General features: G+C 64.6%; 22 protein-coding genes. 12 read left to right on the top strand and 10 right to left on the bottom strand.

Annotated elements, in window-relative coordinates:
* Positions 1-5: 5 nt before the first annotated feature.
* The 6 genes from HNP71_RS00305 to kdpF are packed head-to-tail and all read right to left on the bottom strand — an operon-like array spanning position 6 to position 7,725.
* On the bottom strand, positions 6-683 hold the full coding sequence (locus HNP71_RS00305) for a response regulator transcription factor (RefSeq protein ID WP_221246553.1): 678 nt from the start codon (positions 681-683) through the stop codon (positions 6-8).
* Positions 680-3,298, bottom strand: coding sequence for a sensor histidine kinase (locus HNP71_RS00300; protein WP_183264860.1), 2,619 nt, complete (start codon positions 3,296-3,298; stop codon positions 680-682). Before HNP71_RS00300 ends, HNP71_RS00305 begins: the two co-directional genes overlap by 4 nt.
* 6 nt (positions 3,299-3,304) lie before the next feature.
* Positions 3,305-3,880: a potassium-transporting ATPase subunit KdpC gene (gene kdpC, locus HNP71_RS00295; protein WP_221246552.1), complete on the bottom strand. Its 576-nt coding sequence runs from the start codon at positions 3,878-3,880 to the stop codon at positions 3,305-3,307.
* 12 nt (positions 3,881-3,892) lie between these two features.
* Positions 3,893-5,926 (bottom strand): potassium-transporting ATPase subunit KdpB, encoded by a 2,034-nt coding sequence (gene kdpB / locus HNP71_RS00290; RefSeq protein WP_183264859.1) that lies wholly within the window; start codon positions 5,924-5,926, stop codon positions 3,893-3,895.
* Positions 5,927-5,928: 2 nt separating this feature from the next.
* The gene (kdpA, locus tag HNP71_RS00285; protein WP_183264858.1) at positions 5,929-7,626 is read right to left on the bottom strand and encodes a potassium-transporting ATPase subunit KdpA; all 1,698 of its coding nucleotides are present in this window, start codon (positions 7,624-7,626) and stop codon (positions 5,929-5,931) included.
* Between the two features lie 12 nt (positions 7,627-7,638).
* The gene (gene kdpF, locus HNP71_RS00280) at positions 7,639-7,725 is read right to left on the bottom strand and encodes a K(+)-transporting ATPase subunit F (protein WP_183265251.1); all 87 of its coding nucleotides are present in this window, start codon (positions 7,723-7,725) and stop codon (positions 7,639-7,641) included.
* A 280-nt stretch (positions 7,726-8,005) separates the two neighbouring features.
* Between kdpF and HNP71_RS00275 the strand changes: the two genes are divergently transcribed.
* Positions 8,006-8,347 (top strand): hypothetical protein, encoded by a 342-nt coding sequence (locus HNP71_RS00275; protein WP_183264857.1) that lies wholly within the window; start codon positions 8,006-8,008, stop codon positions 8,345-8,347.
* A gap of 54 nt (positions 8,348-8,401) precedes the next feature.
* Here HNP71_RS00275 and HNP71_RS00270 read toward each other — a convergent pair whose 3' ends face one another.
* Positions 8,402-8,614 carry a hypothetical protein gene (locus tag HNP71_RS00270; RefSeq protein WP_183264856.1) on the bottom strand — a complete coding sequence of 71 codons (213 nt, stop codon included), beginning with the start codon at positions 8,612-8,614 and terminating at the stop codon, positions 8,402-8,404.
* Positions 8,615-8,807: 193 nt separating this feature from the next.
* The gene (glmS, locus tag HNP71_RS00265) at positions 8,808-10,625 is read right to left on the bottom strand and encodes a glutamine--fructose-6-phosphate transaminase (isomerizing) (protein WP_183264855.1); all 1,818 of its coding nucleotides are present in this window, start codon (positions 10,623-10,625) and stop codon (positions 8,808-8,810) included.
* A gap of 94 nt (positions 10,626-10,719) precedes the next feature.
* On the opposite strand from glmS, the gene HNP71_RS00260 reads away from it, so the two are divergent.
* The 9 genes from HNP71_RS00260 to HNP71_RS00220 all read left to right on the top strand — a co-directional run bounded on the left by HNP71_RS00260 (position 10,720) and on the right by HNP71_RS00220 (position 17,533).
* Complete coding sequence (locus HNP71_RS00260; RefSeq protein WP_183264854.1) at positions 10,720-11,349, top strand: HAD-IA family hydrolase; 630 nt, start codon at positions 10,720-10,722, stop codon at positions 11,347-11,349.
* Between the two features lie 83 nt (positions 11,350-11,432).
* Entirely contained in the window at positions 11,433-11,882 is a 450-nt protein-coding gene (locus HNP71_RS00255) for an RrF2 family transcriptional regulator (RefSeq protein ID WP_183264853.1), read from the top strand.
* On the top strand, positions 11,883-13,319 hold the full coding sequence (gene sufB / locus HNP71_RS00250; protein WP_183264852.1) for a Fe-S cluster assembly protein SufB: 1,437 nt from the start codon (positions 11,883-11,885) through the stop codon (positions 13,317-13,319).
* Positions 13,319-14,062 (top strand): Fe-S cluster assembly ATPase SufC, encoded by a 744-nt coding sequence (sufC, locus tag HNP71_RS00245; protein WP_183264851.1) that lies wholly within the window; start codon positions 13,319-13,321, stop codon positions 14,060-14,062. Before sufB ends, sufC begins: the two co-directional genes overlap by 1 nt.
* Before the next feature lie 3 nt (positions 14,063-14,065).
* Positions 14,066-15,163, top strand: a complete 1,098-nt coding sequence (sufD, locus tag HNP71_RS00240) for a Fe-S cluster assembly protein SufD (protein WP_183264850.1) — start codon at positions 14,066-14,068, stop codon at positions 15,161-15,163.
* Entirely contained in the window at positions 15,160-16,398 is a 1,239-nt protein-coding gene (locus tag HNP71_RS00235) for a cysteine desulfurase (RefSeq protein WP_183264849.1), read from the top strand. The genes sufD and HNP71_RS00235 overlap by 4 nt, the downstream gene beginning before the upstream one ends.
* Positions 16,395-16,796 carry a Fe-S cluster assembly sulfur transfer protein SufU gene (gene sufU / locus HNP71_RS00230; protein ID WP_183264848.1) on the top strand — a complete coding sequence of 134 codons (402 nt, stop codon included), beginning with the start codon at positions 16,395-16,397 and terminating at the stop codon, positions 16,794-16,796. Before HNP71_RS00235 ends, sufU begins: the two co-directional genes overlap by 4 nt.
* On the top strand, positions 16,789-17,154 hold the full coding sequence (locus HNP71_RS00225; RefSeq protein WP_408840364.1) for an SUF system Fe-S cluster assembly protein: 366 nt from the start codon (positions 16,789-16,791) through the stop codon (positions 17,152-17,154). The genes sufU and HNP71_RS00225 overlap by 8 nt, the downstream gene beginning before the upstream one ends.
* Positions 17,155-17,164: 10 nt before the next feature.
* Entirely contained in the window at positions 17,165-17,533 is a 369-nt protein-coding gene (locus HNP71_RS00220; protein ID WP_183264847.1) for a HesB/IscA family protein, read from the top strand.
* Positions 17,534-17,557: 24 nt separating this feature from the next.
* Here the strand turns inward: HNP71_RS00220 and HNP71_RS00215 are convergent, their stop codons facing one another.
* Positions 17,558-18,331, bottom strand: a complete 774-nt coding sequence (locus HNP71_RS00215) for an exodeoxyribonuclease III (protein ID WP_183265249.1) — start codon at positions 18,329-18,331, stop codon at positions 17,558-17,560.
* Positions 18,327-18,653 (bottom strand): iron-sulfur cluster insertion protein ErpA, encoded by a 327-nt coding sequence (erpA, locus tag HNP71_RS00210; protein ID WP_183264846.1) that lies wholly within the window; start codon positions 18,651-18,653, stop codon positions 18,327-18,329. Before erpA ends, HNP71_RS00215 begins: the two co-directional genes overlap by 5 nt.
* A gap of 62 nt (positions 18,654-18,715) precedes the next feature.
* Between erpA and HNP71_RS00205 the strand changes: the two genes are divergently transcribed.
* Both HNP71_RS00205 and argS read left to right on the top strand, forming a co-directional pair.
* Complete coding sequence (locus HNP71_RS00205; RefSeq protein ID WP_183264845.1) at positions 18,716-19,858, top strand: deoxyguanosinetriphosphate triphosphohydrolase; 1,143 nt, start codon at positions 18,716-18,718, stop codon at positions 19,856-19,858.
* A gap of 10 nt (positions 19,859-19,868) precedes the next feature.
* On the top strand, positions 19,869-21,608 hold the full coding sequence (argS, locus tag HNP71_RS00200; RefSeq protein ID WP_183264844.1) for an arginine--tRNA ligase: 1,740 nt from the start codon (positions 19,869-19,871) through the stop codon (positions 21,606-21,608).
* Positions 21,609-21,610: the final 2 nt, after the last annotated feature.

Below are 21,610 nucleotides of genomic sequence, written 5' to 3'. Positions count from 1 at the left end.
ATTCCTTACTCCTCCAGCCGGTAGCCCACGCCGGGTTCGGTCTTCAGCTTGGCTGAGAAGTCCGGGCCGAGCTTCTTGCGCAACTGGCCAATATAAACGCGCAGGTAAGCTAGGTCCTCGGCATGCGCCGGGCCCCAGATGGCGGTGAGGATCTGCCGGTGCGTCAGCACCCGGCCATGGTTGCGCGCCAGTAGCAACAGCAGCGCGTGCTCGCGCTTGGTCAGCACCAGCTTCTCGCCGTTCAGGGCGGCGCCTTGCTGGGTGATGACGAGACCGTCCAGGGCCAATTCCGGTCCGGCTGGTTCCTGCTGCCCCTTATGGCGCAAAGCGGTGCGGATGCGCGCCAGCAACTCGCCGAGGCCAAAGGGTTTTTCCACGTAGTCGTCGGCGCCGGCGTCCAGGGCCGCGATCTTCTCGGCCTCGCGGTCGCGCGCCGAGAGGATGATGACCGGCACGGCGGAGAATGCGCGTAGGCGGCGCAGCACGTCCTGGCCGTCCATGTCCGGCAGGCCTAGGTCCAGCAGCACGAGGTCCGGTGTATTCGCCGCCACCATGCGCAAAGCCGCGTCGCCGCGCTCGGCGCGCAACGGCTCAAAGCCCGCGGCGGTGAGGGCGGGGGTAAGGAAGCGGTGGATCTGCGGCTCGTCATCCACCACCAGGATACGGCCCGAGACGATACTCATGCGGCTGGCAACTCCAGGGTGATGATGGTGCCCGGCAGACCATCGGCTGGCAGGTCGAGGCGCGGGCTTTGCGCCGAGATACGCCCGTCCATGGCCTCGGTGAAGGCCTTGGCGATGGACAGCCCAAGCCCGGTGCCGGGGGCGACGCGGTCGCCCCGTGTCGCGCGGAAGAAACTGTCGAACACCGCGTCCAGTTCGGCGGGCGGGATGCCGACACCTTCATCGGCCACGGCGATGCGCACCTTGTCCGTTTGGCGTGTGACCGTAACCGCGATGCGGCTGCCTGGGGGGGCGTATTTCACGGCGTTTTCCAGAATGTTCACCAGCACCTGTTCCAGCAGCATCGGGTCGGCCAGGGCGTGGCTGGCATCGGGGGCGATGTTCACGCCAGTGTACTCCGCACCCTGCACACGGGAGATCGCGGCCTCGATCAGTTCCGAAAGGCGCAGCCGTTCGCGCTTTACAGTGACGTTTCCAGCTTCCACCCGCGCCATGTCCATGATGTTGGCGAGGAACTTCGTCATCAGCGCTGTGTTCTGGCTGATGCTGGCGAGAAGGTCGGCGCGGGTGGCCGGGTCCAGCGCCGCGCCGGCCTGTTCCAGTGTCTCGGCGGCGCCGCGTATGGCGGTGAGCGGCGTGCGCAAGTCGTGGCTCAGTGAGGAAAGCAGGGCGGTGCGCAATTTCTGGCTGTCTTCATGCGCCTGGGCACGGGCAGTCTGCATGGCCATCCGAGCGCGCTCGATCGCCATGGAGGCCTGCCCCGCTAGTGTGGACAGGGTTTGCGCCAGCGGCGGTGGCACTGCCGGGGGCCGTGCGCCCAGTACGCCGCTCACTTTGCCGTTGGCATGCAGGGGGACAAACCGCCACGCCACGGAGGGCAGGGTGGAGGTACCAATGCCTGTTTCCACATCATGGTTCGCGCACCATTCGGCGGCAGCGCTAGCCGCCTCGTCCAGCGCCGTTTCTGCGGGTATGCGGGCCTCGGGTTCCAGCCCGTTCGCGCCCAGCATCAGCACGATGCCCGCGCCAGTGATCGCCGCTGCCTCCTCAGCGGCGCCGCGTAGAACGTCGGACAGCGTGGCGGCGCGGGAGAAGCGCTGGCTGAACGCCGAGATGCGCCGCAGCGCCTCGACCCGAGCGGCGGCGGCGGAAGCCTCCAGATGCACCCGCCCGGCAAGCTGGCCGGTGAGCAGCCCGATCAGCAGGAACACCAGCAGGGCTACCACGTCCTGCGGGTCGGATACGGAGAAGGTGTAGAGCGGCGGCAGGAAGAAAAAATTCCACAGAAGGAAGCCGAAAGCGGCGGTGAATAGCCCCGCATTGCGCCCCGAGCGGCTGGCCATGGCGGCGATCAGCCCGGTGAAGACCAGCCCCATCGCCTCCTGTGGGATATAGTCCTTGGCGATATAACCGATCAGCGTGACCACCCCGAGCAGCACACTTGCCAGCAGATAGGGCTCCCACGTTCCCTTGCGCGCCGGAGCCGAGGGATGAGGCGGCGGGGCGGCGGGCAGAGGCACCAGATGCAGGGTAAAGGCCGTGGCTTGGCGTGTCAGAGCCTCGGTAATCCGCCGCCGGGGGCGCCAGCGTGCCGTGGTGCGGCCCATCACGATATGCGTGACATTGTTGTTCGCGGCATAATCCAGCACCGCCTGCGCCAAGTCCCGCGCGGTCACGGTCACGACCGTGCCGCCAAGCTGCACGGCAAGATCCAGCGCCGTCTGCACCTGGGTGCTGTCCCCGCGCTCAACATGGAAGGCCACCAGCGGCGCGCGCAGGGCATCGGCCAGCCGCGTGGCGTGGCGCACCACGTTCTGCGCCGTGTCATCTGGCCCCACCAGCGCCAGCACGCGCTCGGCCACCGGCCAGGGGCCGGGGATGGCGGTGAGGCGCATGTAGTTGGCCACGTCCTTGTCGATACGCTGTGCGGCGCGGCGGAGCGCGATCTCGCGCAGCGCGCCGAGATTGCCCTCGCGGAAGAAGCCTTCCAGCGCGCGGCGGGCGACATCGGGGCGGTAGATATGCCCTTCCTGCAAGCGGGTGCGCAGCTCGCCGGGGGGCAGGTCGATCAGCTCGATCTCATCGGCGAGGTCGAGCACGGTGTCGGGGATGGTCTCGGCCACGCGCACGCCGGTGATGCGCGCTACCTGATCGTTCAGGCTCTCCAGATGCTGGACGTTGACGGTGGTCCAGACATTGATCCCCGCCTCCAGCAACTCCTGCACGTCCTGCCAGCGTTTGGCGTGGCGCAGGCCCGGTGCATTAGTGTGGGCCAGTTCATCCACCAGCAGCAATTGCGGGTGGCGGGCGAGGGCGGCATCGAGGTCGAATTCCTCCAGCACCTGCCCCCGATACGGCATGGCGAGCCGGGGCAGCAGCTCCAGCTCGCCGAGTTTCTCCGCCGTGCCCGAGCGGCCATGGGTCTCGATCAGCCCCGCCACCACATCCAGGCCCTTACGGTGCTGGTCATGCGCGGCGGCGAGCATCTCCCAGGTTTTGCCAACGCCAGGCGCGGCACCAAGGAAAATCTTCAGGTGACCGCGCCCGGTTTGGCGCAGGCTGGCCAGTAGCGCATCGGGGTCAGGGCGGGCATCGCCCGGGCGGGGCTTTTCCATGAGCCGTTATGTTGCGGGCAGCGCGTCCAGCGCAAGGTTGAGCCGCAACACGTTGACATGATCGGTGCCGATAATCCTGAAGGTGGCGTGATGCCTCATCTTGTTGACCAGATCCGCCACCGCCTGCGTGGGTAGATGCCGCGCGGCGGCCACGGCCGGAGCTTGGCGCAGGGCGTTGGCCACGGAGATATCCGGGTCAAGCCCCGAGCCGGAGGCGGTGACGGCGTCGGCCGGCACCGGGCCGGGGCCGAACGCCTTGGTGTAGGCGGCTACGCGCTGTTGCACGGTGGCGAGCAGCGCGGCGCTGGTCGGGCCGAGATTGGAAGCGCCGGAGGTGCTGGCGTCATAGGCTGTGCCCAGCGCCGAGGGGCGCGGGGCGAAATAATTCGCCCCGGTGAAGTTCTGCCCGATGATGGCCGAGCCGATGACCTGCCCGTTCTTGGTGATGAGCGAGCCATTGGCCTGCCAGGGCAGGGCCGCTTGCATCGCGCCGGTAAAGGCCTCGGGCAGAGCTAGTCCGAGGATGAGGGTGAAGAGAACGACCAGCGAGAGCGCCGGGCGGAGTTCGCGAAGGATCAGCATTGTCCTGCTCCGTTACGAGAAGATGTTGAAGGCGCCGAGCGCCATGTCGATGAGTTTGATGCCCGCGAAAGGCGCGACGATGCCGCCCAGCCCATAGACCAGCAGGTTGCGCTTAAGCAGCGCCGCCGCTCCGATGGGCCGGAACTTCACCCCGCGCAGCGCCAGCGGCACCAGGGCCACGATGATGAGCGCGTTGAAGATCACGGCGGAGAGGATCGCGCTCTCCGGCGTGCGCAGCTGCATCACGTTCAGGGCCGCGAGCTGCGGGTAGGTGGTGACGAAAATCGCGGGCAGGATCGCGAAGTATTTCGAGATGTCGTTGGCGATGGAGAAGGTGGTGAGCGCACCGCGCGTGATGAGCAGCTGCTTGCCGATCTCCACGATCTCGATCAGCTTCGTGGGGTCGCTGTCGAGGTCCACCATGTTGCCTGCCTCGCGCGCGGCCTGGGTGCCGGTCTGCATCGCCACACCCACATCCGCCTGGGCCAGGGCCGGGGCGTCGTTGGTGCCGTCGCCGCACATGGCGACGAGACGGCCCTCGCCCTGGACCTTGCGGATATAGTCGAGTTTGTTCTGTGGCGTGGCCTCGGCGATGTAGTCGTCCACCCCAGCTTCGGCGGCGATGGCGGCGGCGGTGACGCGGTTATCGCCGGTCACCATCACCGTGCGGATGCCCATGGACCGCAGGGCCGAGAAGCGCTCCTTGATGCCGGGTTTGACGATGTCCTTCAGCTCGATGAGACCCAGAACCCTACCATTGGCGGCGACCGCCAGAGGCGTGGAGCCGGCGCGGCCGATGCGGGCCACAGCCTCGGAGAACACCGCGTCGGCCTGGGTGCCGAGCGAGGCCAGCACGGAGTCCACCGCGCCCTTGCGGTAGCTATGGCCCGCGAAATCCACGCCGGACATACGGGTATTGGCCGAGAATGGGATGATGGCAGCACCTTCGGGCCGTTGCGGCGCGATGCTGTAACGCTCACGCGCCAAGGCCAGGATGGAGCGGCCTTCCGGTGTGTCGTCACCCAGCGAGGCCAGGGCGCAGGCTTCGGCGAGATCGCGCTCGGCCACGCCGGAAGCCGGGTAGAAGCCCGAGGCCATGCGGTTGCCGAAGGTGATGGTGCCGGTCTTGTCCAGCAGCAGGGCGTCCACGTCGCCCGCGGCTTCCACGGCGCGGCCCGAGGTGGCGACGACGTTGAAGCGCACCAGACGGTCCATGCCCGCGATGCCAATGGCCGAGAGCAACCCGCCGATGGTGGTGGGGATCAGGCAGACCAGCAGCGCCGCCAGCACGGGGATGGAGAAGCTGGTGCCCGCGTAATGCCCGAACCCGACCAGCGTGACCACGGCGATGAGGAAGATCAGCGTCAGCCCCGCGAGCAGGATGTTGAGCGCGATCTCGTTGGGCGTTTTGCGCCGCTCGGCGCCTTCCACCAGCGCGATCATGCGGTCGAGGAAGGTGGACCCGGCATCGGCGGTGATGCGCACGACCAGCCAGTCGGAGACTAGGTGCGTGCCGCCGGTCACGGCCGAGCGGTCGCCGCCCGCCTCGCGCACCACGGGGGCGGATTCACCCGTCACCGCGCTCTCGTTCACGCTGGCCACACCCTCGATCACCTCACCGTCCGAGGGGATGATGTCCCCAGCTTCGACAAGCACGATGTCCCCCTGGCGCAGATCCGGGGCCGGGGTGGGCTTGAAGATCACGCGGTCGCGCGGGTCGATGAGAAGCTTGGCCATGGTCTCGGAGCGGGCGCGCTTGAGGCTTTCGGCCCGCGCCCTGCCACGGCCTTCCGCCACCGCCTCGGCGAAGGTGGCGAACAGCACCGTCAGCCACAGCCAGATGGCGATGACCAGCGGGAAGCCGTAAGGCTGGTGTTTCAGCGCGTCCTCGGCGGCGACGAAGCTGGTGAGCGCGGAGATAACCTCGGTGAAGAAGATCACTGGGTTGCGCATCAGGGTTATGGGGTTGAGCTTGGCGATGGAATCCAACGCCGCGCGGCGGATGATCGCGCCGTCGAACAACGAGATTGTTTCAGCGTGTGCCATTTTCAGAAGGTCTTTCCGGCATGGAGGAGGAAATGCTCGGCGAGTGGCCCCAGCGTATCGGCGGGCATGAATTGCAGGCCGCCGAGGATGATGATGACGCCAATGAGCAAACCGATGAACAGCGGACCGGTGGTGGGGAAGGTGCCAGCACTCTCGGGCAGCTTGGGCTTGGCCGCGAGCGATCCGGCGATGGCCAGAACCGGGATCATGAAGGCGAAGCGCCCGAACAGCATGGCCGCACCCAGGCCGTAGTCGAGCAGCGGCGTGTCGGCGGAGATGCCGGCGAAGGCGCTGCCGTTATTCTCGGTGGCCGAGGTCCAGGCATAGAGCATCTCGGTGAGGCCATGCGGCCCGGCATTGGCGAGCGAGCCAACCCCCGAGGCGGTGACGAGCGAGAACCCGGCACCGGCCAGGATAAACAGAGTTAGGATCAGCACGCCGAGCATGGCGAGCTTGATCTCCTTCTCCTGCACTTTCTTGCCCAGATATTCCGGCGTGCGCCCGACCATCAGCCCGGCCACGAAGACGGAGAACAGGGCGAAGACGATGACGGTGTAGAAGCCCGAGCCCACGCCGCCGGGGGAGACCTCGCCGAGCTGCATAAGGAAGAGCGGCACCGCGCCGCCGAGAGGGGTGTAGGAGTCGGTGAAGCTGTCCACCGCGCCGGTGGAGGTGCCGGTGGCGGAGACATTGAAGGTGGTGCTGGCGGGGATGCCGAAGCGCACCTCCTTGCCCTCCCAGTTGCCACCACTCTGCGCCACGCCCGCCGCGATGTGCAGCGGGTTGCCTGTGGCTTCGGCCGCGTAGGCGCCGACACAGCCAAGCGCCAGGATGATCGCCATCGCCGCCATCAGGGCACGGCCCTGGGCCTTGTCTTTCACCATATGCCCGAAGGCGATGGGAAGGGCGAAGCCGATGACCAGAAGGAGCCAGTTCTCCAGCAAATTGGTCCAGGCGTTAGGGTTTTCAAACGGATGGCCGGAATTGGCGTTGAAGAAGCCGCCGCCATTGGTCCCGAGTTCCTTGATGGCCTCTTGCAGTGCGGCGGGGCCGATGGCGATGGTCTGCGAACCACCCTGCAACGTGTGCGCGGAGATGAACGGCGCGAAGCTCTGCGGGCAACCCGCCACAACCAGCAGCACGGCGGCGATCAAAGAGATGGGCAGCAGCAGATAGAGGGTGATGCGCGTGAGATCGACATAGAAATTGCCAAGGCTCTTGAGCGCGCTGGCTGTGAAGGCGCGCATCACCGCGGCGGCGGCGGCGATGCCCGCGGCGGCCGAGAGGAACATATGCACGGCAAGGCCGAGCATCTGTGCGCCGTTGGAGATCTGCCCCTCTGGCACGTAGGCTTGCCAGTTGGTGTTGGTGGTGAAACTAGCCGCCGTGTTGAACGCCAGGCGCGGGGACATTCCGGCAATATGCTGCGGGTTGAACGGCAGGTAATATTGCAGCCGCAAAATGGCGTAGAGCAGCAGGAAATGGATGAGGCTGAGCAGCAGCAGCGCCACGGCATAGGCCTGCCAAGTCATCTGGCGTGTTTCATCCACCCCGGCGAGGCGGTAGAAGCCAAGTTCCACCGGGCGCAGAAACCGTACCCGGCCCTCAAAGATCGCCGCTATGTAGCGGCCGAGCGGAAGCGCCGCCCCCAGCACCAGCGCGAACACCAGCGCAATGTAAAGCAAACCCTGGGTTGTCATGTTGTGGGGCTTTCAGAAATCTTCCGGGCGCAGCATGGCCCAGATCAGGTAAACCAGCAGTCCGGCGGAAATGATGCCGCCCAATGTGAGGTCCAGCATCACACGCGCTCCGCCAGGGGGACGTAGAGGAAGAGCAGCGCGAAGATCGCGAGACCGGATAGGATGGCGATGATGTCGCTCATAAGGAGCCTCCTTTTCAGCCTGGGGAGATGCGCCTCGGGACGTAAACTTTACATGCGGAAGTGACAGAGCGGGCGTAAAGGGTAGATAAAAAGGTGCTAACGTCTTAACGCTGCTGGCCCCTGGGTTGCTCATGTCGCATGATTGCCGTCCCGTTGCTTCTTATATACTGAAAGTCGTGAACTTCAGGAGTACGGATATGACCCGTCTACCATTGGCCTGCGTGTTTGTGCTGGCGCTTTCGGGTGCCGCTTTCGCCCAGACTTCGGCCAGCACCACCACCGGCAGCGCGACCACCAAGAGTGGGGGGCAGACGGGCATCGCCAAGCCGCCGGCCGGCACTTTGCCGCCGCAGCACTTTAAGCGTAACCAGGCCGATTTCAGCAACCTGGGCGGGAATGTGCCGACCCTGCCGACAATTGCCCAGCACCCGACGGCGACAATCGGCTCCCCAGTCGAGATCAGCGGCCCTGGTGGCACCACCCAATCTCCGGTGGGGATGCCGGCTCCCGCGGTGCAGATTCCCGGCATTAACCAGTAAGCAGATAAAGCTCCGCCCGCGGCAGGACATTCCAACGCCGCGGGCAGTTTTAAGTCAGGCCAGTTGCTTGATAGGGAGGAGTTGAGCCGGGGAGGTGGAAATATCCTCGCTCCGGCAGATGCATTCGACGTATTTGCCGTGGTGTTCCCGGAACACCCAGCCGTCCTCGATATAAAACTTCTCCTGCGCCGCACCTACATGAGGTCCAGCACCGCCCAGCAGGGCTACGATCCGGGCTTGGCCAATCAGTGCACCGTTCAGTGGCATCTCGGATTTCCTCTTGTTAGGAACAAGAGATTACCTACAAAACTCTTCTAAATTCAAATCACAAAACACAGTTTTGCCAGATTTTTACCAAGATTTCCCGCCGCCTTTTTGTCGGCTTGGGGAAAAATTTTTTAAAATCAGGTGTTGAGGGCCGGGGCTTCGCGTGAAATTGGCCGCGAGCCCCGGCCCTGGCTCATTCCACGGTAACGGATTTGGCAAGGTTGCGCGGCTGGTCCACGTCGGTGCCCTTCAGCACGGCCACATGGTAGGCCAGCATCTGCACCGGAATAGCATGCAGGATGGGGGCGGCGAACGGGTCGATCTCCGGCAGCAGGATGGTCTCGGCGGCGATGGGGGCGAGCTTCTCGGCGCCCTCCTTGTCGGAGAACACCACGATCTGCCCGCCACGGGCGGCGGCTTCCTGTAGGTTGGAGGCGGTTTTCTCGAAGAGCGGGCCGGAGGGGCAGATGGCGATGACCGGCACGGATTTGTCGATAAGCGCGATGGGGCCGTGCTTCATCTCGCCCGCGGCATAGCCCTCGGCGTGGATATAGCTGATCTCCTTCAGCTTCAGCGCGCCTTCGAGCGCGATAGGGAAGCACCCGCCACGGCCCAGATACAGCACGTCCCGCGCCTCGGCGATGCGTTTGGCGAGCTGGCGGATCGGCGCTTCGTTGGCCAGGACCTCCGCCGCCTTGGCTGGGATCTCCAGCAGGCTGGCGGCAAGGCGCTCCACCTCGGCCGAGGGTAGTACGCCCTTGGCCTGGGCCAGGGCCAGGGAGAACACGGCCAGCACGGTGAGCTGGGCGGTAAAGGCCTTGGTGGACGCCACGCCGATCTCCGGCCCGGCGATGGTCTCCAGAATGGCGTCGCTCTCACGCGCCATGGAGCTTTCCGGCACATTAAGAACGGACAGGATTTTCTGCCCCGCCGTCTTCATGTAACGCAGTGCGGCCAGGGTGTCGGCTGTCTCGCCGGACTGGCTGACCAGCAGTCCCAGTCCGCCTTCATCCAGAGGCGGGGCGCGGTAGCGGAATTCGGAGGCGACATCCGCCTCCACTGGCACGCGGGCTAGGTTCTCCAGCCAGAACTTGGCGGTGAGTCCGGCATAAAAGGCTGAGCCGCAGGCACTCATGGTGATACGCTTCACTGCCGCGAGGTCGAAGGGCAGGGCGGGCAGGCGGGGTGTGCCGCCATCGAGCATACGGTGCAGCACGTCGCCGATCACCACCGGGTGCTCGTGCAACTCCTTTTCCATGAAGTGGCGGAAATTGCCCTTGCCGATGGCAGCCCCGGTCAGGCTGGTCAGCTTCTTGGTGCGCGTCACCTCTCGATTGTCGTGGTCGTAGAAGACGGCACCGGCGCGGGTTACAACCACCCAGTCGCCATCCTCCAGATACGCGATCTCGCGGGTCAGCGGGGCGAGGGCCAAGGCGTCGGAGCCGAGATACATCTCTGAATCGCCATAGCCCACGGCCAGCGGAGCGCCGCGCTGAGCGGCGATGATGAGGTCTGGGTAGCCGGTGAAAATCAGCGCCAGGGCGTAAGCGCCCTCCAGCCGGGCAAAGGCTTGTTTGGCCGCCTCCACCGGGGGCAGCCCTTCTGCGAGCAGCAAGTCGAGCAACTGGGCCACGGTCTCAGTGTCGGTCTCGGATGCGAATTTCTGCCCCTTGGCCTCCAGTTCGGCGCGCAGGGTGTTGTGGTTCTCTATGATGCCGTTATGCACCACCGCCACGCGGGAGGTGGCGTGCGGGTGGGCGTTGCTCTCGGTGGGCGCGCCATGGGTGGCCCAGCGCGTGTGGCCGATGCCCGTGGTCCCGGCCAGTGGCTGGCGCTCCACCACGGCGGCCAGGTTCTTCAGCTTGCCCTCGGCGCGGCGGCGCTCGATCTGTCCGTCCACCAGCGTGGCGATTCCGGCGGAATCATAGCCGCGATATTCCAGGCGCTTCAGCCCATCCAGCAGCAACGGCGCCGCCGCAGAAAGACCAACAACCCCGACGATTCCGCACATCAGCCTAACCCTCTGTAAACCTCCTCCTGCGGTAGCCCCGGGGCCGCTTACGTGTCAAAGGAGCGCAAATTCAATTTGTACGACGGAGTGTTTCATGCGCGCTGTGATCTTCGATTTGGATGGCACGCTGATCGACTCGGCGCCGGACATCGCCGCCTCGGTGAACCGCGTGCTGGCGGCGGATGATCTGGCCCCGCATTCGCTGGACGCGATCCGGGGAATGATCGGCGACGGTGCCAAGCAATTGCTGGAACGTGCCTTCGCCGCGCATGGGCGAGTGGCGGAGCCCCGGCATCTCGCCGCCTTCATCGCCGATTACCAGGATAACCCGGTGGTGGAAACGCGGATTTACGACGGTATCCTCCCGGCGCTGGGGGTATTGCGTGAGGCCGGGCATCTGCTTGGCCTGTGCACCAACAAACCCATCGGCCCCGCGCGTAAGATTCTGGCTGCCCTGGACCTTGCGCCTTTCTTTGCCGCCGTGACAGGCGGGGATTCCACGCCTTATAAAAAGCCCGACCCGCGCCATCTGGCCGCCACTCTGGCGGAGATGGAGGTGGGCGAGGCAGTGATGATCGGCGACCACGAGAACGATATGCTGGCCGCCGAGGGGCTCGGCGTGCAGGGGATTTTCGTCACCTGGGGCTATGGACAGGGACAGTCCAGCTTCGTGGCGCACAGTCCCGGCGAGCTGCTCGGACTCATCGCCAAACTGGGGGGCTGAACCACAGGAATCGGGGTTGACGAGGGGCTTGGCATGTCCCATTTGGCAAACAGGACCAAACAGGTCCGCTTACTGGAGCGTCAATGCTGAAACTCTCGCGCCTGACCGATTACGCCGTGGCGGCCCTGGTGCGCCTCAGCGCGGCGGAAGGGGTGGAAACCTCCCCCGGCATCGCCGCCGCTATCGGCGTACCCGAGCCCACCGTGGCCAAGGTGCTCAAGGCCCTGGCTGGGCAGGGGCTGGTGATTTCCACCCGTGGCGCGCGAGGCGGCTACCGGCTCGGGCGGCCGCTCTCGGGCATTGCGGTGGCCGAGGTGATCTGCGCCATCGATGGCCCGATAGCGCTCACATCCTGCGTCGAGGGAGGCTCCGGCACCTGCGAGAGCCAGTCTCTTTGTCCCGTGGCGGGGCGCTGGGACCCGGTGAACCAGGCGATCCGCGAGGCATTGTCCAACATTACCCTGGCTGACATGGCCGCCGCGGCGCTGCCGCCGGGCCTGCGCCTGTCCCAACCGATCAACGAGGTTGCGTAAATGTCCACGACTGACATGCAGGCCCTGGCCGAGCAGAAATACAAATACGGCTTCACCACCGATATCGAGATGGAGGCGTTCCCGCGCGGGCTGAACGAGGACATCATCCGCATGATCTCGGCCAAGAAGGATGAGCCGGACTGGATGCTGCAATGGCGCCTGAAGGCCTATGCCGCTTGGTTGCAGATGGAGGAGCCCAATTGGGCCAAGCTGCATCACCCGCCTATCGACTACCAGGACCTTTATTACTACGCGGCCCCGGCCAAGGCGCAGCCCAAATCGCTCGACGAGGTCGATCCCGAGTTGCTCAAGACCTATGAGAAGCTGGGCATCCCGCTGCATGAGCGCGCGGCACTTGCCGGCGTGGCGGTGGACGCGGTGTTCGACAGCGTCTCCGTCGCCACCACCTTCCGCGAGACCTTGTCCAAGGCGGGCGTGATCTTCTGCCCCATCTCCGAGGCGGTGCGTGAGCATCCCGAGCTGGTGCGGGAATATCTGGGCTCCGTGGTGCCGGTGCGCGACAATTACTTCGCCGCGCTGAACTCCGCCGTGTTCTCCGATGGCAGCTTCGTCTACATCCCCAAGGGCGTGCGCTGCCCGATGGAGCTGTCCACCTATTTCCGCATCAACGCCAAGAATACCGGGCAGTTCGAGCGCACGCTGATCATCGCCGACGAGGCCGCCAGCGTTTCGTACCTCGAAGGCTGCACCGCGCCGATGCGCGACGAGAACCAGTTGCACGCTGCCGTGGTGGAACTGGTCGCGCTGGACGAGGCGAAGATCAAATACAGCACGGTGCAGAACTGGTACCCCGGTGACGCCGAGGGCAAAGGCGGGATCTACAACTTTGTGACCAAGCGCGGCGCCTGCCGTGGCAGGAACTCCAAGATTTCCTGGACGCAGGTGGAAACCGGTTCGGCCATCACCTGGAAGTATCCGTCCTGCATCCTGCAGGGCGACGGTTCGGTGGGCGAGTTCTATTCCGTGGCCGTGACCAATAATTACCAGCAGGCCGATACCGGCACCAAGATGATCCATCTGGGCAAGAACACAACCAGCACGATCATCTCCAAGGGCATCTCCGCGGGCCACTCCAACAACACCTATCGTGGCCTCGTGAAGATCTCCGCCACGGCTTCTGGTGCGCGTAACTTCACGCAGTGCGACTCTTTGCTGATAGGCGATCAGTGCGGCGCGCATACCGTGCCCTATATCGAGAACCGCAGCATCTCCGCCAAGGTGGAACACGAGGCCACCACCTCGAAGATTGCCGAGGACCAGCTCTTCTATTGCCGCTCCCGTGGCCTGAGCCAAGAGGATGCGGTCGGGCTGATCGTGAACGGGTTCTGCAAGGATGTTCTGAAGGAACTCCCGATGGAATTCGCCGTCGAGGCGCAAAAACTACTCTCTGTCTCTCTGGAAGGCTCTGTCGGCTGATGTTGGAAATCAAGAATCTGCATGCGCGCATTGGCGAGAAGGAAATCCTGCGCGGCGTGAATCTGGTGGTGCCGGATGGCGAGATCCACGCCATCATGGGCCCGAACGGCGCCGGCAAGTCCACGCTCTCCTACGTGCTCTCCGGGCGCGATGGCTATGAGGTGACCGAGGGCGAAGCGATTTATGACGGCCAGAACATTCTTGATCTGGCTCCCGAGGACCGAGCGGCCGCCGGCATCTTCCTCGCCTTCCAGTACCCGGTGGAGCTGCCCGGCGTGGGTAACGCCAATTTCCTGCGCACGGCGCTGAACGCCATCCGCCGCAAGCGCGGCGAGGAGGAACTGGACGCCGTCGCCTTCCTCAAGCAGGCGCGTGCGGCGGTGAAGTCGCTGCACATGAAGGAGGATTTCCTCAAGCGCAACGTGAATGTCGGGTTCTCGGGGGGCGAGAAGAAGCGCAACGAGATGCTGCAAATGGCGCTGCTCCAGCCGGGCCTCGCCATTCTCGACGAAACCGATTCCGGCCTGGATATCGACGCGCTGAAGATCGTGGCCGATGGCGTGAACGCGCTGCGCGGGCCGAAATTCTCCGCCCTCGTCATCACCCATTACCAGCGCCTGCTGGACCACATCGTGCCGGATGTGGTGCATGTGCTCTCGGCTGGGCGCATCGTGCGCTCGGGACCGAAGGAGCTGGCGCTGGAGCTCGAAGCCCATGGCTATGCCGGGCTGGAAGCCGCGTAAGCCATGACAGCCCTGCCCACCAGAAAGCTGGAAGCTTGGCGCTATACCGATCTGCGCCAGCTCGCCAGCATAGAATTCGCCGCGCCGCCGCCCGTGGTGGCTCCGACGCTGCCCAATATCGATCTGCCGCGCCTCGTGTTCCTCAACGGCACGTTGGCAAAGGAGCTGTCCTCGCCGTTTGAGTACGTGCACAATTTCCAGACAATTGCTGAAGACTCCACGCAGCCTCTGGCGCTCATCAATGCCGAGAAAGCGCATGACGGCATGACACTGCACGTTCCCGCGGGCGTGGATGCGGGAACATTGCTGCTCATCTCCTATGCGGCGGGTTCGGTACCGTTCGCGTTCCATCTACGCCACCGCATCACGCTGGGCGAGGGCGCGAAGCTGACACTGATTGAGATCGCCAAGGGCGAAGGCGTGTACTGGCACGACCCGGTCATCGATATCTCGCTGGAGCAAGGGGCGAAGTTCGCGCATATCCGCCTGCAGGATGAAAGTCGCGAGGCCTTCCACCTCGCCACTATCCGCGCGCGCGTGGCCGAGGCGGCAGCCTACGATCATTTTACCGCCACCATCGGTGCCAAGCTTTCGCGCACCGAGATCAGCGCCACGCTCACCGGCACAGGGGCGCTAGCGCATCTCAACGGCGCGCAACTGCTCACAGGCACGCAGCATGGCGATTTTACAACGGTGGTGGCGCACAAGGCACCGGGCTGCCCCTCGCGCCAGACGGTGAAATCCGTGCTCGCGGGCACGGCGCGCGGGGTGTTCCAGGGGCGCATCGAGGTGGACCGCGTGGCCCAGCAGACCGACGGCTTCCAGCTCAGCCAAGCGCTGCTGCTCTCGCCGGGCGCCGAGATGGACATCAAGCCCGAGCTTGAGATTTTCGCAGACGACGTGAAATGCAGCCACGGCGCCACCATCGGCGCGCTGGATGCCGAGCAGCTCTTCTATCTGCGCTCGCGCGGCATCCCCGACGATCAGGCGCGGTCCATGCTCATCCGTGCCTTCCTGGAGGAGGCGCTGGAGCCTGTGACCCAGCCCGAGGCGCGGGCGCTGCTGGAAGAGGCCATCGATAATTGGTGGGTGAAACAATGAGCGCCACACTGGAAACTTTTGACGTTGCCGCCATCCGCGATGATTTCCCGATCCTCAAGCAGCAGGTTCATGGCAAGAAGCTGGTGTTTCTGGACTCCGCCGCCTCGGCGCAGAAGCCCCGCGCGGTGATCGACGCGATGTGCCATGTGATGGAGGCGCAATACGCCAATGTGCATCGCGGGCTGCATTATATGTCGGAGAAAACCTCCGACGCCTTCGAGGCGGTGCGCGACAAGGTGGCGGGGTTTATCAACGCTGCCTCGCGTGAAGAGATCATCTTCACGCGCAATGCCACGGAGTCCATCAACCTTGTGGCCTATACCTGGGGGCGCACGGCGCTGAAGCCCGGCGATGCGGTGGCGGTCTCCGAGATGGAGCATCACGCCAACCTCGTCCCCTGGCAGATGCTGCGCGACGCGCATGGCACCGAGCTGCGGATCGTCAAGATCACCGATTCCGGCGAGATCGATTTCGATTCATTGGAGCAGGTGTTTGCCGACGGCAAGGTGAAGTTGCTGGCCATCACTCAGATGTCAAACGTGCTCGGCACCTACACGCCGGTGGAGCGGCTTGCCAAATTCGCTCATGAGCACGGTGCGAAGATCCTCATCGACGGCTGCCAGGCTATTGTTCATCGCGCTATAGATGTGCAGGCCATCGACGCTGATTTTTTCGCCTTCTCCGGCCATAAGCTCTACGGCCCTACAGGCATCGGCGTGCTTTACGCCAAGCGGGAAATCCTGGAGGAGATGCCGCCCTTCATGGGCGGTGGCGAAATGATCGCCAGCGTAAGCTACGAGAAAACGACCTTCGCCAAACCGCCGTTCCGTTTTGAGGCTGGTACGCCGGCGATCATTGAGACCATTGGGCTAGGTGCTGCCATCGACTATGTCAACGCCATTGGTTTCGAGGCCATCGCGGCGCATGAGCGGGCGCTGACGGAACATGCCTTGGCCACGCTTGGAACTCTTGAAGGCGTGAACATCCTCGGCCAAGCGCAGGACCGTGGTGGTGTCATCTCTTTCACCATGCGCGGCGCTCATGCGCATGACATCGCCACCTTGCTTGACCGCCAGGGTATTGCCGTGCGCGCTGGGCATCATTGCGCCGAACCTCTGATGGGTCGCCTGGGTGTTACCAGCACCGCGCGTGCATCCTTCGCGCTCTACACCACAACGGAGGAGATCGACGCGCTGGCGCATGGGATGCAACGTATCAGGCAGATCTTCGCATGAGCCATCCATATCAGGCCCTCATTGTCGAGCGCCACAAACATCCCCTCCATGCCGGCAAGCCTGCGCATTTCGATGCACAAGGGCAGGGGGAAAACCCGATCTGCGGTGATGCTGTGCATGTGTACGTCTCCCGTAAGGGCATGGATGTGTATTACGAAACCGAAGGCTGCGCCATCATGAATGCCAGTGCGGACCTGATGGCGGATGCCGTGGCGGGCAAGACGCCCGAGCAGGTCGAGCAGCTGCACCATGATTTTGAAAAGCTTGTGACCACTGGCGAGGAAAACCCGGACCTAGGCGAGTTGAACGCGCTCGCCGGGCTGGCCGCCTATTCCTCCCGCATTCGTTGCGCCACGCTGCCCTGGAGCGCGCTGGCCGAGGCTCTGCACCATGTCTGACGCTGAGAAAATGGTTCCCGTAACCGCCTGGACGCCCGAGGGCGAGACGCACCCGCATGTGTCCGAGGATGCCGTGATCGGCGCCATCGCCACGGTGTTTGACCCGGAAATCCCTGTGAATATCTACGAACTCGGGCTGATCTACGCCATTGAGATCAACGATAATAACGATGTGAAGATCGAGATGACGCTGACCGCGCCCGGCTGTCCTTCAGCGCAGGAACTGCCGGAGATGGTGCGCAATGCCGTGGCGTGTGTCGATGGCGTGGGCGACATAACGGTGGATACCGTGTGGGACCCGCCGTGGGATCAGAGCCGCATGAGCGAGGAAGCCCGCCTCATGCTGAACATGTTCTAAGGAAAACGCTATGAGCACGACTTTCACGCCCGCCACGCCGAAGCGCGAACTCCCGCCGCTGATGCAGCTCACCGAGGCCGCCGCCACGCGCCTGCGCAAGCTGTATGAGGGCGCGGAGGCAGGCAAGCTGCTGCGCATTTCCGTTTCCACAAAGGGCTGCTCTGGCATGTCCTACGAGATGAACTGGGTGGCAGAAGCCGGGCCGCAGGATGAGGTGGTGAAGAGCCAGAACCTCACAGTGCTGGTAGACCGCAAGGCGACGCTGTTCCTCATCGGCACCACGATGGATTACAGGGAAGACAAGCTGACGCGCGGCTTCACCTTCGAGAATCCGAACGAGAAAGGCCGCTGCGGGTGCGGCGAAAGCTTCCACGTTTAAAAGCCCGCTAAGCGGGCTTTTAAACTAAGCCGAAAGCGTCACCGTTACCGGCACATGGTCGGAAGGCTGTGGCTTGCCGCGTTCATCCTTATGGATGGTCACCGAGACCAGCCGTTCCGCCAGACGCGGGGAAAGCAGCGCATGGTCGATGCGCAACCCCGAATTCCTATCCCACGCCCCGGCCTGATAATCCCAGAAGGTGTAGAGCGTCTCTCGCGGATGCAGCGCGCGCACGGCCTCGGTCAACCCGGTATAGATGAGCGCGTTGAAGGCGGCACGGGTCTCGGGGCGGATCAGTGCGTCCCCTGGCGGCAAAGCGCGCGGGGCAAAATCGGCGTCGGTCGGGCAGACGTTGTAATCCCCGGCCAGGATGAAATCCTCATCCGCCTCCAGCATCGCCGCCGCGTGCAGGCGCAGATTTTCCATCCATTCCAGCTTGTAGGCATAGCCTGCCTCGCCGCCGGAATTGCCGTTGGGCAGATACAGCCCGCCAATGCGCATCCCCTGCGCCGACACTTCGACATAGCGCGAATGCGCATCCGCCTCCGTCATGCCTGGCAGCTTGCGCAAGGTCACCTCCACCGGGGCGCGGTGCAGAATGGCGACGCCGTTATAGGATTTTTGCCCGACAATCACGGCCTCGTAGCCGAGTTGGCGGAAGGTGAGGGCGGGGAACTGGTGTTCCTCGCATTTGATCTCCTGCAGCAGCAGATAATCGGGCTGCTCGCTTGTGAGGAAATCCGCCACATGCGCCTCGCGCATGCGCACGGAGTTCACGTTCCAGGTTGTGACCTTAATCAACGGAGAACGAGGTCCCGCAGCCGCAGGAGGCGGTGGCGTTGGGGTTCTTCACCAGGAAATGCGCGCCCATCAGGCTGTCCTTGAAGTCCAGCTCGGAGCCTCCGAGGAAGTCGAGGCTCACCGGGTCCACCAGCACCTTCGCGCCGTTCAGCTCCACCACGAGATCGTCGGGGTTTTGCTTGTCGGTGAGGTCGAAGCGGTATTGCAGGCCGGAGCAGCCGCCCGCTAGCACCTCCACCCGCAGCGCCTGCGCGCCGGGCTCGCTGGCCAGGATTTCCGCCACTCGGGCGGCTGCATTGGAAGAGATGGTAAAGCTCATGCCCCCTATATAGTTGCCCAAGGCCTTGGAGGGTAGGGCGCGGATGGGGTAAGCCTCCGCGCATGACAAAAGCCCCCTATGCGGTGCAAGCGCGGGATTCGCGCGGCCGCCAGCACGCCCAGCCTGATTCGGACGATCGCAGCCCCTACCAGCGCGACCGCGACCGCGTTGTGCATTGCTCGGCCTTCCGCAAGCTGCAATACAAGACCCAGGTCTTCGTCACGCGCGAGGGGGATTTCTACCGCACCCGCCTGACCCACAGCCTGGAGGTGGCGCAGATCGCCCGCTCCATCGCCCGCACGCTGGGGCTGGACGAGGACCTGACCGAATGCCTGGCCCTGGCGCATGATCTCGGCCATCCGCCCTTCGGCCATGCGGGGGAGCGCGGGCTCAACGAGGCGCTGAAGGAGTTCGGCGGGTTCGACCATAACGACCAGTCCTTCCGCGTGGTGACACTGCTGGAGCAGCGTTATGCGGCGTTCGATGGCCTGAACCTCTCCTGGGAGACGCTGGAGGGGCTGGCCAAGCATAACGGCCCGCTGAAGAACCCGCCGCCGACCATCGCCGCCTTTAACGAGGCGATGCCGCTCGACCTTAACCGCCAGACCTCCGCCGAGGCCCAGGTGGCCGCATTCTCGGACGATGTGGCCTACAACACCCATGACCTCGACGACGGGCTGCGCGCCGGGCTGTTCGAGTTCGAGGATCTACTGGACCTGCCGGTGATCGGCGATCTGGTCCGCCGCGCCCAGGCGCTGACCACGGCCAAGAACCGCATCCGCCACGAACTCAGCCGCTCGGTCATCAACACTTTGGTGCATGATGCGCTGAAGGAGAGCGAGCGCCGCCTTGCCGCGCTGAACCCGCAAAGTACCGAGGATATCCGCAACGCCGCCACCCCGGTCATCGGCTTTTCCGAAGAGATCCGCGTGGCCAACGTGGCGCTCAAGCGCTTCCTGTTTGCCCGTATGTACCGGCACTGGCGCGTTAACCGCCAGACGCATAAGGCCGAGCATGTGACCAAGACCCTGGCGAACCTGCTGCTGCACCAGCCCAACCTGTTGCCCGATGATTGGCGCGATCGTGCGGGCAAGGGCGGCACCGCCCAGGCAGCCGAAGTGGTGCGCGACTACGTGGCGGGCATGACCGACCGCTACGCCCTCGATGAATTTTCCCGGTTGACCGACCCGTCGGTCCCTGCCTGAAAGCGTGATCATGAGCGAAGAGAATCTTTACGCCGCCCTGCGCGGCATTGTCCTGCGTGAGCTGGCCGAGCTGGCCCCCAGCTTGGCCGAGGATGTGCTGGCCCGAATCGAGGTGACCCCGACAAAGGACCCCGCGCATGGCGATATGGCGAGCAACGCGGCCATGATCGCGGCCAAGCCCGCAGGCAAGAACCCGCGCGAGCTGGCGGCTGGGCTAGTCGAGAGGCTTTCCGCGCAGCCGGGCATCGCCAAGGCCGAGGCCGCCGGGCCGGGCTTCGTCAACCTGACCCTGGCCCCGGAACTGCTGCTGTCGCAGCTGCCCGTCATTCTCAAAGCCGGTGAGGCTTATGGTCAGGGCGCCGCGCGTGACCACAAGATCAACGTTGAGTACGTCTCCGCCAACCCCACCGGGCCGCTGCATGTTGGCCATTGCCGCGGTGCCGTGGTGGGCGATGCTCTTTCCAACCTGCTGTCCAAGGCGGGGTATGACGTCACCAAGGAATATTACATCAACGACGCCGGCGCGCAGGTGCTGGCCTTGGCCCGCTCGGTCTATGTCCGCTACCTTGAGGCGCTGAAGCTTTCGCCGGAAGCCTATATCGAGACCGTGCCAGGCGGCATGCAGTATGGCGGGGCGTATCTCATCCCCATCGGCGAGGCGCTGGCCAAGCAGTACGGCGACCAGTTCGCCGAAACCCCCGAGGCCAACTGGCTCGACACCTTCCGCGACTTCGCCGTGGACCGGATGATGGACCTGATCCGCGAGGATCTCGCCGCCCTGGGCGTGGTGCATGACGTATTCTCCTCCGAGCGCGCGCTGGTGGAAGCCGGTGGCGTGGCGCGCGGGCTGCAATCCCTGCGCGACCAGGGGCTGATCTATCGCGGCGTGCTGGAGCCGCCCAAGGGCAAGACCCCGGACGATTGGGAGCCGCGCGAGCAGGAGCTGTTCCGCGCCACCGAATTTGGCGACGACGTGGACCGCCCCATCGCCAAATCCGACGGCTCCTACACCTATTTCGCCAACGATATCGCCTATCACGCCGACAAGATGGCACGCGGCTTCAACGCCATGATCGATGTCTGGGGTGCGGACCATGGCGGCTATGTGCGGCGCATGCAGGCGGCGGTGAAAGCCCTGGCCGATGGCCGCCCGGCCCGGCTGGACGTGCTACTCTGCCAGATCGTGCGCGTGATGAAGAATGGCGAGCCGGTGCGCATGAGCAAGCGCGCGGGCACCTTCGTGGAACTGCGCGACCTGATCGACGAGGTCGGCTCGGATGCCGTGCGCTTCCTCATGCTGATGCGCAAATCCGATGCGCAGATGGATTTCGACCTTAACGCCGCCGTGGCGCAGACGCGCGACAACCCGGTGTTCTATGTGCAATACGCCCATGCCCGCTGCCGCTCGGTGCTGCGCGCGGCCTCCGGGGTGAATCCGGCGGCCGATCTCTCCAGCCTCAGCGCGCCCGAGGAGCAGGCCATGCTCCGCCGCCTCATTACGTGGCCGCGTCTGGTCGAGCAGGCCGCCGAGTCGCGCGAGCCGCACCGCGTGGCCTTCTTCCTCTACGAGCTGGCGGGTGATTTCCATGCGCTGTGGAATGCCGGGCGTGACAATGCCGCCTTGCGCTTTCTGCAGGAGGACAAGCCCACCGAGACCGCAGCGCGCATCGCGCTTGTCGCCGCCACGGCGATCGTGCTTCGCTCGGGTCTTGCCGTGCTTGGCGTGAAGCCGGTCGAGGAGATGAGATAGGC

This window comes from Acidocella aromatica (assembly GCF_014201825.1).
Classification (GTDB): domain Bacteria; phylum Pseudomonadota; class Alphaproteobacteria; order Acetobacterales; family Acetobacteraceae; genus Acidocella; species Acidocella aromatica.
The sequence above is the reverse complement of the archived record's forward strand: the minus strand, read 5'-3'. Positions and strand labels throughout refer to the sequence as shown.

What these genes read in the sequence shown, in the direction of transcription:
- HNP71_RS00305 (WP_221246553.1), bottom strand. Translation starts at nt 683, where the DNA reads ATGAGTATCGTCTCGGGCCGTATCCTGGTGGTGGATGACGAGCCGCAG.
- HNP71_RS00300 (WP_183264860.1), bottom strand. Translation starts at nt 3,298, where the DNA reads ATGGAAAAGCCCCGCCCGGGCGATGCCCGCCCTGACCCCGATGCGCTA.
- kdpC (WP_221246552.1), bottom strand. Translation starts at nt 3,880, where the DNA reads ATGCTGATCCTTCGCGAACTCCGCCCGGCGCTCTCGCTGGTCGTTCTC.
- kdpB (WP_183264859.1), bottom strand. Translation starts at nt 5,926, where the DNA reads ATGGCACACGCTGAAACAATCTCGTTGTTCGACGGCGCGATCATCCGC.
- kdpA (WP_183264858.1), bottom strand. Translation starts at nt 7,626, where the DNA reads ATGACAACCCAGGGTTTGCTTTACATTGCGCTGGTGTTCGCGCTGGTG.
- kdpF (WP_183265251.1), bottom strand. Translation starts at nt 7,725, where the DNA reads ATGCTGGACCTCACATTGGGCGGCATCATTTCCGCCGGACTGCTGGTT.
- HNP71_RS00275 (WP_183264857.1), top strand. Translation starts at nt 8,006, where the DNA reads ATGACCCGTCTACCATTGGCCTGCGTGTTTGTGCTGGCGCTTTCGGGT.
- HNP71_RS00270 (WP_183264856.1), bottom strand. Translation starts at nt 8,614, where the DNA reads ATGCCACTGAACGGTGCACTGATTGGCCAAGCCCGGATCGTAGCCCTG.
- glmS (WP_183264855.1), bottom strand. Translation starts at nt 10,625, where the DNA reads ATGTGCGGAATCGTCGGGGTTGTTGGTCTTTCTGCGGCGGCGCCGTTG.
- HNP71_RS00260 (WP_183264854.1), top strand. Translation starts at nt 10,720, where the DNA reads ATGCGCGCTGTGATCTTCGATTTGGATGGCACGCTGATCGACTCGGCG.
- HNP71_RS00255 (WP_183264853.1), top strand. Translation starts at nt 11,433, where the DNA reads ATGCTGAAACTCTCGCGCCTGACCGATTACGCCGTGGCGGCCCTGGTG.
- sufB (WP_183264852.1), top strand. Translation starts at nt 11,883, where the DNA reads ATGTCCACGACTGACATGCAGGCCCTGGCCGAGCAGAAATACAAATAC.
- sufC (WP_183264851.1), top strand. Translation starts at nt 13,319, where the DNA reads ATGTTGGAAATCAAGAATCTGCATGCGCGCATTGGCGAGAAGGAAATC.
- sufD (WP_183264850.1), top strand. Translation starts at nt 14,066, where the DNA reads ATGACAGCCCTGCCCACCAGAAAGCTGGAAGCTTGGCGCTATACCGAT.
- HNP71_RS00235 (WP_183264849.1), top strand. Translation starts at nt 15,160, where the DNA reads ATGAGCGCCACACTGGAAACTTTTGACGTTGCCGCCATCCGCGATGAT.
- sufU (WP_183264848.1), top strand. Translation starts at nt 16,395, where the DNA reads ATGAGCCATCCATATCAGGCCCTCATTGTCGAGCGCCACAAACATCCC.
- HNP71_RS00225 (WP_408840364.1), top strand. Translation starts at nt 16,789, where the DNA reads ATGTCTGACGCTGAGAAAATGGTTCCCGTAACCGCCTGGACGCCCGAG.
- HNP71_RS00220 (WP_183264847.1), top strand. Translation starts at nt 17,165, where the DNA reads ATGAGCACGACTTTCACGCCCGCCACGCCGAAGCGCGAACTCCCGCCG.
- erpA (WP_183264846.1), bottom strand. Translation starts at nt 18,653, where the DNA reads ATGAGCTTTACCATCTCTTCCAATGCAGCCGCCCGAGTGGCGGAAATC.
- HNP71_RS00205 (WP_183264845.1), top strand. Translation starts at nt 18,716, where the DNA reads ATGACAAAAGCCCCCTATGCGGTGCAAGCGCGGGATTCGCGCGGCCGC.
- argS (WP_183264844.1), top strand. Translation starts at nt 19,869, where the DNA reads ATGAGCGAAGAGAATCTTTACGCCGCCCTGCGCGGCATTGTCCTGCGT.